This is a genomic window from Cedecea sp. B1(4), assembly GCF_059414925.1.
Genome location: NZ_JCAHMZ010000003.1, coordinates 275,774 through 288,718 on the forward strand (window position 1 = coordinate 275,774; position 12,945 = coordinate 288,718).

Annotated in this window: 12 protein-coding genes and 1 other annotated feature; of the genes, 10 read left to right on the forward strand and 2 right to left on the reverse strand. The window is 54.9% G+C overall.

The genetic code is table 11. From position 1 onward, the window contains the following. Nucleotides 1-3: 3 nt before the first annotated feature. The 3 genes from ACR6JA_RS08830 to ACR6JA_RS08840 are packed head-to-tail and all read left to right on the forward strand — an operon-like array spanning nucleotide 4 to nucleotide 4,471. Nucleotides 4-834, forward strand: coding sequence for an ABC transporter permease (locus tag ACR6JA_RS08830; protein ID WP_008460123.1), 831 nt, complete (start codon nucleotides 4-6; stop codon nucleotides 832-834). Next, complete coding sequence (locus ACR6JA_RS08835) at nucleotides 831-2,453, forward strand: ABC transporter ATP-binding protein (RefSeq protein ID WP_494493912.1); 1,623 nt, start codon at nucleotides 831-833, stop codon at nucleotides 2,451-2,453. The genes ACR6JA_RS08830 and ACR6JA_RS08835 overlap by 4 nt, the downstream gene beginning before the upstream one ends. Further along, a complete protein-coding gene (locus ACR6JA_RS08840) occupies nucleotides 2,450-4,471 on the forward strand; it encodes a CocE/NonD family hydrolase (RefSeq protein WP_494493913.1) in 2,022 nt (673 codons plus the stop codon). Before ACR6JA_RS08835 ends, ACR6JA_RS08840 begins: the two co-directional genes overlap by 4 nt. A gap of 57 nt (nucleotides 4,472-4,528) precedes the next feature. Here the strand turns inward: ACR6JA_RS08840 and arcA are convergent, their stop codons facing one another. Beyond that, on the reverse strand, nucleotides 4,529-5,245 hold the full coding sequence (gene arcA, locus ACR6JA_RS08845; protein WP_008461663.1) for a two-component system response regulator ArcA: 717 nt from the start codon (nucleotides 5,243-5,245) through the stop codon (nucleotides 4,529-4,531). Between the two features lie 96 nt (nucleotides 5,246-5,341). On the opposite strand from arcA, the gene yjjY reads away from it, so the two are divergent. The 7 genes from yjjY to ACR6JA_RS08880 all read left to right on the forward strand — a co-directional run bounded on the left by yjjY (nucleotide 5,342) and on the right by ACR6JA_RS08880 (nucleotide 12,073). Beyond that, nucleotides 5,342-5,482 carry a YjjY family protein gene (yjjY, locus tag ACR6JA_RS08850; protein ID WP_001541509.1) on the forward strand — a complete coding sequence of 47 codons (141 nt, stop codon included), beginning with the start codon at nucleotides 5,342-5,344 and terminating at the stop codon, nucleotides 5,480-5,482. A gap of 401 nt (nucleotides 5,483-5,883) precedes the next feature. Further along, entirely contained in the window at nucleotides 5,884-6,570 is a 687-nt protein-coding gene (locus tag ACR6JA_RS08855) for a tRNA/rRNA methyltransferase (protein ID WP_213715094.1), read from the forward strand. 196 nt (nucleotides 6,571-6,766) lie between these two features. Continuing rightward, nucleotides 6,767-6,835 (forward strand): thr operon leader peptide, encoded by a 69-nt coding sequence (gene thrL, locus ACR6JA_RS08860; RefSeq protein ID WP_071530522.1) that lies wholly within the window; start codon nucleotides 6,767-6,769, stop codon nucleotides 6,833-6,835. Beyond that, nucleotides 6,774-6,891: a sequence feature (Thr leader region), on the forward strand. Its footprint overlaps the gene before it by 62 nt. A 25-nt stretch (nucleotides 6,892-6,916) precedes the next feature. Next, the gene (gene thrA / locus ACR6JA_RS08865; RefSeq protein WP_494493914.1) at nucleotides 6,917-9,379 is read left to right on the forward strand and encodes a bifunctional aspartate kinase/homoserine dehydrogenase I; all 2,463 of its coding nucleotides are present in this window, start codon (nucleotides 6,917-6,919) and stop codon (nucleotides 9,377-9,379) included. 1 nt (nucleotide 9,380) lies between these two features. Beyond that, nucleotides 9,381-10,310, forward strand: coding sequence for a homoserine kinase (gene thrB, locus ACR6JA_RS08870; protein WP_008461668.1), 930 nt, complete (start codon nucleotides 9,381-9,383; stop codon nucleotides 10,308-10,310). A gap of 3 nt (nucleotides 10,311-10,313) precedes the next feature. Continuing rightward, nucleotides 10,314-11,600 (forward strand): threonine synthase, encoded by a 1,287-nt coding sequence (thrC, locus tag ACR6JA_RS08875; RefSeq protein WP_213715097.1) that lies wholly within the window; start codon nucleotides 10,314-10,316, stop codon nucleotides 11,598-11,600. A 212-nt stretch (nucleotides 11,601-11,812) separates the two neighbouring features. Then, a complete protein-coding gene (locus tag ACR6JA_RS08880; RefSeq protein WP_213715098.1) occupies nucleotides 11,813-12,073 on the forward strand; it encodes a DUF2502 domain-containing protein in 261 nt (86 codons plus the stop codon). 48 nt (nucleotides 12,074-12,121) lie between these two features. Here the strand turns inward: ACR6JA_RS08880 and yaaA are convergent, their stop codons facing one another. Then, the gene (gene yaaA, locus ACR6JA_RS08885) at nucleotides 12,122-12,895 is read right to left on the reverse strand and encodes a peroxide stress protein YaaA (RefSeq protein ID WP_213715099.1); all 774 of its coding nucleotides are present in this window, start codon (nucleotides 12,893-12,895) and stop codon (nucleotides 12,122-12,124) included. Nucleotides 12,896-12,945 lie beyond the last annotated feature (50 nt).

Genomic DNA, 12,945 nt, shown 5'->3' on the forward strand with positions numbered 1-12,945 from the left:
GCCATGAAAAATATCAAAATTCGCACGGTGCCGCTGTCGGCAATATTGGGTTTGACCATCATCGCCGTCAATTTGATTGCCGCGCTTTTTGCGCCCTGGCTGGCGCCGCACAGCGAAACGGCTCAGGTGGGTGACATCTGGATGCTGCCGTCGAGTTCAATGCCGTTCGGCACCGACAGTCTGGGGCGTGACATGCTGTCGCGTATTCTGTTTGGCGCCCGAACCACCATTGCGATTGCGCTGGCGATCACCGCTATTTCATTTGTGGTGGGCATTATTACCGGTTTCACCGCCGCGATTTACGGGCGCTGGGTGGACGTCGTGCTCACCCGCATCGTCGATACGCTGATGTCGATCCCGGTGCTGATCCTGGCCCTGATCGTCCTGTCCGTGCTGGGGACCTCTATTCCGGTGCTGGTCGGAACCATTGCGCTGTTAGACGCGACTCGCGTTTTCCGTCTTGCTCGTCTGGTCGCGCAGGGGATCGTTTGCCTTGAATATGTTGAGGCGGCGCGCCTGCGTGGGGAAGGGCTGTGGTGGATCGTCCGTAAAGAGTTTCTGCCTAACGCAATGCCGCCTCTGCTGGCGGAATTCGGCATGCGCTTCTGCTTTACCTTCCTGTTTATTGCCGGGTTGAGTTTCCTTGGGCTGGGCATTCAGCCACCGTGGGCGGACTGGGGCAGCATGGTGCGTGACAACGCGCAGGCCATCAATTTTGGCCAGTTTGCTCCGCTGTACCCCGCTGCGGCGATTGCCCTGCTGACGATCGGCGTCAACCTGGTGGTCGACTGGCTGCTGGTGCGTAACAACCTTTCGCTGGGAGAAGAGGGATGACACAACCGATTTTACAGATGCGTGATTTACGCATTGAAACCGAGCAGGGGCTGCCGCTGGTGAAAGGCGTCTCTCTCAGCCTGATGCCTGGTGAAGTTCTGGGGCTGATTGGCGAGTCCGGCGCGGGGAAATCAACTATCGGTCTTGCGGCCCTGGGCTATGCCCGACCTGGCTGCCGGATTGCGGGAGGTGAAGTGCTGGTGGCCGGGCAAAATATTGTGGCGCTATCCAGCAAAGAGAAACGTGAGTTTCGCGGTAAGCGTGTGGCCTATGTGGCGCAGAGCGCCGCCGCCGCGTTCAACCCGGCGCTGACCATCGGCAAGCAGGTTTGTGAAGGGCCGCTTCGCCATGGCCTGATGAGCCCGGAAGAAGCCCAGGACTGGGCCGTGACGCTGTTTAAAGCGCTTGATCTCCCGGAGCCTGAAACTATCGGCCAGCGCTATCCACATCAGCTCTCGGGCGGGCAGCTGCAGAGAGCGATGGCGGCGATGGCGATGTCCTGCAAGCCGGATGTCCTGGTCCTGGATGAACCGACCACCGCGCTGGATGTAACGACGCAAATCGAAGTGCTGGTGATGCTGCGCAAACTGGTCAGAGAGTTTAATACCGCCGCGCTATATATCACCCACGATCTGGCCGTTGTCGCACAGATTGCCGACCGCATTATGGTGCTGCGTCAGGGGAGCGAAGTGGAATGCGGCAGCACCGCCGATATTCTGCAGAATCCAACTGAAAGCTACACGCAGCGGCTGGTGTCCGAACGCGCCCACGCTTTAACGCCGGTGCATGCCGAAAGTAAACCTGAAGGGCAGCTTCTGGCGCTGAATAATCTCTCGACGGGCTACAACGGTAAAACGGTCGTCCACAACGTTTCCCTCAGCATTGCCAAAGGAGAAACGATGGCCATTATCGGCGAGTCCGGGAGCGGGAAGAGTACGCTGGCCCGGGCGCTCTGCGGCCTGCTGACTGACACGAAAGGCAGCGTTACCTTTGCTGACAAGTTGCTGGCTAACCGTTACCAGCAGCGTGATAAAGAGACGCTGCGCCGTATCCAGATGATCTATCAGTTGCCCGATGTGGCGCTTAACCCAAGGCAAACCGTGCTGGAGGCGATTGGCCGCCCGGTAGCGTTCTATTTTGGCCTTGATAAACAGCAGGTTCGCGCGCGGGTTCTGGAACTCCTGAAACTGACTGAACTCCCTGATTATCTGATTGATCGCTATCCTGGCTCGCTTTCCGGGGGGCAGAAGCAGCGCGTGTGTATTGCGCGAGCGCTGGCCGCGAAGCCCGATCTTATCATCTGCGATGAAGCAACCTCCGCCCTTGACCCGCTGGTGGCGGAAGAAGTGTTGAAATTGCTGAGAAACCTGCAGGAACAGCTGGGGCTGTCTTATCTGTTTATCACCCACGACCTGAGCACGGTAAAACGCATTGCTCAGCAGGTTGCCGTGATGTATCAGGGCAACGTCGTCGCACAGGGCCCAACCGCGCAGGTATTCAACGCACCAATGCACAGTTACACCGAAAAACTGCTGACTTCCGTGCCGGAAATGCGCCCTTCCTGGTTGGATGAGGTGCTGGGTCAGCGTCAGTTAAATGCGATGGCAGGAGCTTCATGAAAACTCTTATTACGCAATTCCCTCACAGCGTGAGCGTGACGGAACATTTGTGGATTGTTTTGAAAGACGGAACTCGGCTGGCCGCGCGTATGTGGCTACCTTTGTCGGCTTCGCAGCAGCCGGTGCCCGCTATTCTGGAGTACATTCCCTACCGCAAGCGCGACGGAACCCGTACCCGGGATGAGCCGATGCACGGCTATTTTGCCGGGAATGGCTATGCGGTGCTGCGGGTAGACATGCGCGGTAGCGGTGATTCTGATGGGCTGATGGCCGATGAATATCTTTTGCAGGAGCAAGAGGATGCGCTGGAGGTGATCGACTGGATCAGCCGTCAGGGCTGGTGCAACGGCGCCGTGGGCATGATGGGTAAATCCTGGGGTGGCTTTAATTGCCTGCAGCTGGCGGCTCGCCGTCCTCCGGCACTGAAAGCCATTATCACCGTTTGCTCGACGGACGATCGTTACAACGACGATATCCACTACAAAGGCGGCTGCCTGCTGAATGACAATTTGTGGTGGGGCGGCATTATGCTGGCCTACCAAAGCCGCCCGCAGGATCCGGAGCTGGTCGGGGAGGGCTGGTATCAGGCCTGGCTGAATCGCCTTGAAAATATGCCTTTCTTCCCGGCGCTGTGGATGGAACATCCGCTGAAAGATGATTACTGGAAGCACGGCTCTGTGGGGGAAGACTGGCAGGCCATTACCTGCCCGGTGATGGCGGTGGGCGGCTGGGCGGATTCCTACAGCAACGCGGTTTTCCGCCTGATGGATAATCTTAACGTCCCGCGTAAGGCGATCCTCGGCCCGTGGGCGCATATTTATCCTCAGGATGGCTCGCCTACGCCGGCCATCGGTTTTCTGCAGGAGGCTGTGAGCTGGTGGGACCGCTGGCTGAAGCAAATTGATAAAGACGTGCTGGATGGCCCGCGCGTCCAGGCCTGGCTCAACGACAGCCAGCGACCTGATTCGCAGCGGCCACAGGCCTTTGGGGAGTGGATTGCCATTGAGAACGATACCGACGCTGAAACCTTCCCTCAGCGCTGGCATCTGCAGCCTGGCCGACTGGAGACATCACCTTTAGTCGATGAATACCGGCAGGACATCCGTAGCGTGCAGAATCACGGGTTGTTCGCCGGAGAGTGGATGGGCGCGGGTGTGCTGGGGGAAAGCCCGAGCGATCAGCGAATGGATGACGGACTGGCTGAAAGTTTCGACAGCGCCCCGCTGAGCGAAAGCCTGGCGATTTACGGTTTCCCGCAGTTTGATATCACGCTTTCCAGCGATAAACCTGCGGCCATGCTGTATGTCCGCCTGTCAGACATTACACCTGACGGAGCATCAACCCGCGTCAGCCACGGCTGGGTGAATCTGAGTCATTTGCAGGGTCAGGAGCAGAAAGTGGCGCTGGTGCCGGGCGAAAAGGTCAATGTTACCGTGCAGCTGGACGGCATCGCCTGGCGCTTTGCTGCCGGGCACCGGCTACGGGTTTCTCTCGCGACTACCTTCTGGCCGATGATCTGGCCGATGGCTGAAAATGCGACGCTTAGTGTTGATCTGGCCAGCGCTCAGCTGCAATTGCCGGTTTGCCGGGAAGTGAAGCCGATTGCTGGCCCGAATCCGCATCCTGAAACGGCAGCCAATACGCCGCTGACAATCCTCTCTCCAGGACGGGTCGATCGCGAACTGCGCTATGACGTGGTGAAAGACAGCTGGCAGAGCATCACTCAGGGCGTGGGCGGTGTTTTTGGCGAGGGCGTGTATCGGTTTGATGATATCAATACCACCGTCGACCATAGCCTTAGGCGTCAGCTGACGGTGCAAAACAGCGATCCTCTCTCGGCGCATTACCTGCTGACTCAGAACATGAAAATCGGCCGGGAAGGCTGGTGGACGGACACAGATATTGTGCTGGAGATGCGCAGTGACCTGACGCATTTTATCGTCAGTGGAAAGATGACGGTTCAACACAATGGGGACGTGGTCTTTACCCGGGACTGGAATGAACGCATTTCCCGCTGAAAGACAGGCATAAAAAAGGGCTGACAGATGTCAGCCCTTATCGTTATTTCTAACCGCTTATTCCTGCAGATCGCCGCAGAAACGGTAGCCTTCGCCGTGGATGGTGGCGATAATTTCAGGCGTATCCGGCGTGGATTCGAAATGTTTACGAATGCGGCGAATGGTCACATCGACGGTACGGTCATGCGGCTTCAGCTCGCGACCGGTCATTTTTTTCAGCAGCTCGGCACGAGACTGAATTTTGCCCGGGTTTTCACAGAAGTGCAGCATCGCACGGAATTCACTGCGCGGCAGCTTATACTGTTCACCGTTCGGGCTAACCAGAGAGCGGCTGTTGATGTCCAGCTCCCAGCCGTTGAATTTGTAACTTTCAACGGAACGACGTTCTTCGCTGATGGCCCCTAAATTCATGGTGCGGGACAGCAGGTTACGTGCACGAATAGTCAGTTCACGCGGGTTGAAAGGTTTGGTGATGTAGTCATCCGCACCGATTTCAAGACCGAGAATCTTGTCTACTTCGTTGTCACGGCCCGTCAGGAACATCAGCGCCACGTTAGCCTGCTCGCGCAATTCACGCGCCAGCAGCAGGCCGTTTTTACCCGGCAGGTTGATGTCCATAATGACGAGGTTGATGTCATTATCGGCAAGGATTTGATGCATCTCTGCGCCATCGGTCGCTTCAAAAACATCATAGCCTTCCGCTTCAAAAATGCTTTTAAGCGTGTTGCGTGTTACTAATTCGTCTTCGACGATAAGAATGTGCGGGGTCTGCATGTTTGCTACCTAAAATTGCCAACTAAATCGAAACAGGAAGTACAAAAGTCCCTGACCTGCCTGTTACATGCCATAAATTAACATGCCGGGCTTAACATGACTAAAGTACGTAATTGCGTTCTTGATGCACTTTCCATCAACGTCAACAACATCATTAGCTTGGTCGTGGGTACGTTCCCTTTGGACCCGACGGTGTCAAAAACGGCTGTTATCCTAACCATTTTAACAGCAACATAACAGGCTAGTGCTGCTTAGACACCTGATAAAACTACGCTTCGTTGACATATATCAATTTCAATTGTAGCACGTTAACAGTTTCATTAAATCATCGTAGCTCAATGCTAGCTTTTGTCACAACTTTTTAATAATCAAGATCGTAAAGCGTTAAAAAAGTAAGCTGAATCTGGCCTGTGGTGGTAATGAGCTTACGGAAGAATAAACCATACTAAACAAGTGGATATAGCCGGTATTTACCCCATTTTCATGGTATATAATCACGTAAAAGCATAAGGTTAAGTTATAAATCCATCGAAAGCCGTTGCCACAATATATGTTGCAACAAAGTAAATTTGCGATGCGTATTATCCAAATTTGTGCATCACTTCGCACGTTTTAACGAATTTTAGAAGAGAGTTCCAATGCGTTTGCCAATTATCCTGGTTTCACCGGCCAGAGCAGAGAACGTCGGGGCAGCTGCCCGGGCGATGAAGACCATGGGGTTTACGGAGATGAGGATCGTTGCCAGTGATGCGCATCTCCAGCCCGCCGCGCGCTGGGTAGCGCATGGCGCGGGCGATATTCTTGATGGAATTCGCCACTTTGACACGCTTGCGGATGCTCTGAGTGACGTGGATTTTTCCATCGCCACAACGGCCCGCAGTCGGGCGAAGTTTCATTACTATGCGACGCCACAGCAGCTGCTGCCAATGCTCGAAGAGAAACGCCAGTGGGTAGGATGCGTGGCGCTGGTTTTTGGCCGTGAAGACTCCGGGCTGACGAACGAGGAGCTGGCGCTGGCGGATGTTTTAACCGGCGTGCCGATGGTCGCGGATTATCCGTCGCTTAACCTGGGGCAGGCCGTGATGGTTTATTGCTACCAGCTTTCCGCTTTGATGCAGCAACCGCCTGTGGAAAACGTGGCCGGTGACGGGCAGCAGTTGAATGCGCTGCGTTTGCGAATGGCGGCGCTTTTGCATCGTCTTGAGGTCGCGGGCGACCAAAAAATGGTCGATTGGGTCCAGCAGCGTTTGGGGCTACTGGAGCAGAGAGATACGGCAATGCTTCACCGTTTGCTTCATGACATCGAAAAAAAATTACCAGAATGAAATGTTTTTGAATGACTCTTTTTGAGGCGTTCATCTAACTTATTGCGCTATTTACGCGCTTTTGCTCCCATTTTCGGTGGGTTTTTCAGCTCAACCGGGCAAGGCGATTTTTTGTGACAGAACTAAAAAAAATTGACTTGGTAAAGGGATTGCTTTAACCAATAGAGCTATTACAAATTTAGAGCACACAACATCCATGTTTCGCTTCAGCCTGATTACCACAATTATCACAACCACCATTACCACAGGTAACGGTGCGGGCTGACGCATACAGGTAAAAATGAAAAAAGCCCGCACCTAAACAGTGCGGGCTTTTTTTTCGGGAAAAAATCAAGGGGTCACAACAATGCGAGTGTTGAAATTCGGCGGTACTTCGGTGGCAAATGCGGAGCGTTTCCTTCGCGTTGCCGATATCCTGGAAAGTAATGCCAAACAGGGGCAGGTGGCGACCGTGTTGTCTGCTCCGGCAAAAATTACTAACCACCTTGTGGCGATGATTGAGAAAACCATCGGGGGCCAGGACGCTGTGCCGAATATCAGCGACGCAGAGCGTATTTTTGCTGAACTGCTGAATGGTCTGGCAGAGGCGCAGCCGGGCTTTCCGTTGGCTGAACTGAAAGGGTTAGTGAATCAGGAGTTTGCTCAGCTTAAACATGTTCTGCACGGGATCAGCCTGCTGAGTCAGTGCCCGGACAGCATCAATGCGGCGATCATTTGCCGTGGCGAGAAGCTGTCTATCGCTATTATGTCGGGCGTGCTGCAGGCTCGCGGCTACCAGGTGACCGTGATCGATCCGGTCGAGAAGCTGCTGGCAGTGGGGCATTATCTGGATTCCAGCGTGGATATCGCAGAGTCAACTCGCCGCATTGCCGCCAGCCGCATTCCTGAAGATCACATGATCCTGATGGCTGGGTTTACCGCCGGGAACGACAAAGGTGAGCTGGTTGTTCTGGGCCGCAATGGTTCCGACTATTCTGCCGCCGTGCTGGCTGCCTGTCTGCGAGCCGACTGTTGTGAAATCTGGACTGACGTCGACGGCGTTTATACCTGCGACCCACGCCAGGTCCCTGATGCCCGACTGCTGAAGTCGATGTCTTACCAGGAAGCGATGGAGCTTTCCTACTTCGGCGCCAAAGTACTTCACCCTCGCACCATCACCCCGATTGCTCAGTTCCAGATCCCTTGCCTGATTAAAAATACCGGAAACCCGCAGGCGCCAGGTACGCTCATTGGCGACAAGAGTGATGACGAAGGGCTGCCGGTGAAAGGCATCACCAACCTGAATAACATGGCGATGTTTAGCGTTTCAGGCCCGGGCATGAAAGGCATGGTCGGCATGGCTGCACGCGTGTTTGCCGCGATGTCCCGTGCCGGGATCTCCGTGGTGCTGATCACCCAGTCCTCTTCCGAGTACAGCATCAGCTTCTGCGTTCCGCAGGCCGATTGCGGCCGCGCTCGCAAGGCGATGGAAGACGAATTCTATCTCGAACTGAAAGAAGAGCTGCTGGAGCCGCTGGCGGTCACCGAACGCCTGGCGGTTATCTCCGTTGTGGGCGACGGCATGAAAACGCTGCGCGGTATCTCCGCCAAGTTCTTTGCTGCCCTGGCCCGCGCGAATATCAACATTATCGCTATCGCACAGGGCTCTTCCGAGCGCTCTATCTCCGTTGTGGTCAATAACGACGATGCTGTGACCGGTGTTCGTGTGACTCACCAGATGCTGTTTAACACCGACCAGGTTATTGAGCTGTTCCTGGTGGGCGTTGGCGGCGTGGGCGCGGCTCTGCTGGAGCAGGTTAAACGCCAGCAAGCGTGGCTGAAGGAGAAGCATATCGACCTGCGCGTTTGCGGCGTGGCGAATTCTAAAGCCCTGCTGACTAACGTGCATGGCCTGGATCTCGAGAACTGGCAGCAGGCGCTGGAGCAGGCCAAAGAGCCGTTCAACCTTGGCCGCCTGATCCGCCTGGTGAAAGAGTATCATCTGCTGAACCCGGTGATTGTGGACTGTACTTCCAGCCAGGCCGTGGCGGATCAGTATGCTGATTTCCTGAGCGAAGGTTTCCACGTAGTGACGCCAAACAAAAAGGCCAACACCTCAAGCATGAATTATTACCACCAGTTGCGTAATGCCGCGGAGAGTTCTCGCCGGAAGTTCCTCTACGACACCAACGTGGGAGCAGGCTTGCCGGTTATCGAAAACCTGCAAAACCTGCTGAATGCGGGCGATGAGCTGCAGCGTTTCTCCGGCATTCTTTCCGGGTCGCTTTCTTACATCTTCGGGAAGTTGGATGAGGGAATGAGCTTCTCGCTGGCGACCAGCACTGCGCGTGAAATGGGATACACCGAACCGGATCCGCGAGACGATCTTTCCGGTATGGATGTGGCGCGTAAGCTGTTGATCCTGGCACGTGAGACCGGGAGCGATCTGGAACTTTCGGATATTGAGATCGAATCCGTACTTCCGGAAAATTTTGATGCAAGCGGAGACGTCGAGTCTTTTATGGCACGCCTTCCTCAGTTGGATGATGAGTTTGCGGCTCGTGTGAGGAAGGCGCGTGACGATGGGAAAGTGCTACGTTACGTCGGCATTATTGAAGAAGACGGCAGCTGCAAAGTGAAAATCGACGCCGTAGACGGCAACGATCCGCTGTATAAGGTGAAGAACGGCGAAAATGCCCTGGCCTTCTACAGCCACTATTATCAACCGCTGCCGCTGGTACTGCGTGGCTACGGGGCGGGTAACGACGTTACCGCCGCCGGTGTCTTTGCGGATCTGCTTCGCACCCTGTCATGGAAGTTAGGAGTTTAAGATGGTTAAAGTATATGCCCCGGCTTCCAGCGCCAATATGAGCGTCGGTTTTGATGTGCTGGGTGCGGCGGTGTCGCCGGTTGATGGCTCACATTTGGGTGATTACGTCACGGTTGAAGCGGCAGACAGCTTCAGCCTGACCAACCTTGGGCGGTTCGCCAGCAAGCTGCCGGATGAACCGCGCGAGAACATTGTTTATCAGTGCTGGGAGCGTTTCTGCCAGGAAATTGGCAAGACTATTCCCGTGGCGATGACGCTTGAGAAAAACATGCCCATCGGCTCCGGGCTGGGATCCAGCGCCTGTTCGGTGGTGGCTGGCCTGATGGCGATGAATGAATTTTGCGGTAAGCCTTTGAGCGACACACGCTTGCTGGCGCTAATGGGCGAGCTGGAAGGGCGTATTTCAGGCAGTATTCATTACGATAACGTCGCGCCTTGTTTCCTCGGCGGCATGCAGTTAATGATTGAAGAAAACGGCATCATCAGCCAGCAGGTGCCAGGCTTTGATGAGTGGCTTTGGGTGCTGGCGTACCCTGGGATTAAGGTTTCAACCGCCGAAGCGCGTGCGATTTTACCCGCCCAGTATCGCCGTCAGGACTGCATCAGCCACGGTCGCCATCTTGCCGGTTTTATTCATGCCTGTCATACCCGCCAGCCTGCACTCGCGGCGAAGCTGATGAAGGATGTGATTGCTGAACCTTACCGCGCCAAATTGCTGCCGAAGTTTGATGAATCCCGTAAAGCCGTGGCGGATATCGGCGCGTTGGCGAGCGGGATTTCGGGTTCTGGCCCGACCTTATTTGCACTGTGCGATAACACCGATACCGCGCAGCGCGTGGCTGACTGGCTCAGCCAACATTATTTGCAGAACCAGGAAGGTTTTGTACATATTTGCCGTCTGGATACGGCTGGCGCACGAGTTTTGGGATAAGACATGAAACTGTACAACCTTAAAGATCACAACGAGCAGGTCTCCTTTGCACAGGCGGTTACCCAGGGCCTGGGCAAACAGCAGGGCCTGTTTTTCCCGCATGACCTGCCTGAATTTGAACTGACTGAAATCGACGCCATGCTGGAGATGGATTTTGTCAGCCGTAGCAGCAAAATTTTGTCCGCATTTATCGGGGATGAGATCCCGCAGGAGATTCTGGAAGAGCGCGTGCGTGCGGCCTTCGCGTTTCCTGCACCGGTGAACATGGTTGAGCCGGACGTGGGCTGCCTGGAGCTGTTCCACGGCCCGACGCTGGCGTTTAAAGACTTTGGCGGGCGCTTTATGGCGCAGATGCTGACCCACATCAGCGGCGACAAGCCTGTAACCATTCTGACCGCAACATCCGGCGATACCGGTGCGGCGGTGGCCCATGCGTTCTACGGCCTTAAGAATGTGCGCGTCGTTATTCTTTATCCGCGCGGGAAAATCAGCCCGCTGCAGGAAAAACTGTTCTGTACCCTCGGTGGAAATATCGAAACCGTGGCAATTGACGGCGATTTTGATGCCTGCCAGGCGCTAGTGAAACAGGCATTTGATGATGAAGAACTGAAGGTGGCGCTGGGGTTAAACTCGGCTAACTCTATTAACATCAGCCGCCTGCTGGCGCAGATCTGCTATTACTTCGAAGCGGTAGCCCAGTTGCCGCAGGAAGCGCGTAATCAGCTTGTGGTCTCCGTGCCGAGCGGTAACTTTGGCGATCTGACGGCTGGCCTGCTGGCAAAATCCCTCGGCCTGCCGATTAAGCGCTTTATTGCGGCGACTAATGCCAACGACACCGTTCCGCGTTTCCTGGCTGAAGGCCAGTGGGCGCCTAAAGCGACCGTGGCCACGCTGTCCAACGCCATGGATGTTAGCCAGCCGAACAACTGGCCGCGAGTGGAAGAGCTTTTCCGCCGTAAAATTTGGCGTCTGACCGACCTTGGCTATGCTGCCGTGACCGACGCAACCACCAAAGACACGATGCGCGAGCTGAAGGCGATTGGCTACGTTTCTGAACCACACGCGGCGATTGCTTACCGTGCTCTGCGCGACCAGTTGCAGCCAGGTGAGTTTGGGCTGTTCCTGGGGACCGCGCATCCGGCGAAGTTTAAAGAGTGCGTAGAAGAGATTCTGGGCGAAGCGCTGCCGCTGCCGGAGGAGCTGGCCTCCCGCGCCGATCTGCCGCTGCTGTCCCACAACCTCCCAGCTGATTTTGCCGAACTGCGTAAGTTTATGATGGTTAAAGCGTAATTCTGAAGCCCCATTTTGCTTGTCAGACTGGGGCGTTTTTCCCTGTAAATCAGGGAGAAAATAAGCAGGCATTTAGCAGGAAAAAAGGAGAAATTCCCATAAAATGCGGATGCTTAGAGATTAGGATTGCGGAGAATAACGCGGGCGTGATTTCCGACATAAGCTCATCTTAACGGGCCTACTGGGCCGGCTTAAGAAGTAAGGAGCAAGTTATGTTGAAATCCATTTTTCTGGCGTTGTCCCTGCTGGTGGTGACGCCGCTGGCGGTACAGGCGGGAGAAATCACGCTGGTGCCTGCCGTGACGCTGCACTTCGGCGATCAGGATAACCACGGGCGCTACTGGGACGGCCGCTACTGGCGAGACCACGACTGGTGGGTAAGACACTATGAGTGGCGTGAACACCGTTGGCAGCGCCACGCAAGGTTTGATGGCCCGCCACGGGAACATCATGATAATCGCTGGGACAGATAACCGGCGCGAGTTCAAAGTAAAACGCCAGCATAATGCTGGCGTTTTTTTCTATTGCTCGTGGCGCTTAAACACCAGTTCGTTTTTCTGTGAGGCGTCTTCATCAAAGAAATAGCCGTCGGTATTAAACGCTTTGAGTTGTTCTGGCTTTGTCAGGCGATTCTCAATGATGTAGCGGCTCATCAGTCCGCGCGCTTTTTTCGCGTAGAAGCTGATAACTTTAAACTTGCCGTTCTTTTCATCCAGGAAAACGGGCTTGACGATCTCCGCGTTCAGCTTCTTCGGCTTGACCGCTTTAAAGTATTCATCAGACGCCAGGTTGACCACGATATTGTCGCCCTGGGTGGCCAGCACCTGATTGAGCTTCTCGGTAATTGTCTCGCCCCAGAAGTGATACAGATCTTTGCCTTTTGGGTTTTCCAGGCGAATGCCCATTTCCAGCCGGTAAGGCTGCATTAAATCCAGCGGGCGCAGCACGCCGTACAGCCCGGAAAGCATACGCAGATGCTGTTGGGCGAAATCAAAGTCGGCTTCACTAAACTCTTCGGCCTGCAGGCCGGTATACACATCGCCTTTAAAGGCGAGAATGGCCGGGCGCGCGTTTTGTGGCGTAAATGCCGGATGCCACTCGTGGAAACGGGTTTCGTTAAGAGAAGCCAGCTTATCGCTGATGCTCATCAGGGAGGCAATTTGCGGTGCGCTAAGCTTGCGGGCAACGCTGATTAACTGCTGTGAATATTCCAACAGTTCCGGCTGTGTATAGCGATCCGTCGGCAGCTCGCTTTGGTAATCCAGCGTTTTGGCAGGTGAGATAAGAATTAGCATGTCCACTCCTTGCATAGTTTGGCCGTTACTTTAGCAAATTTCCTGCCTGT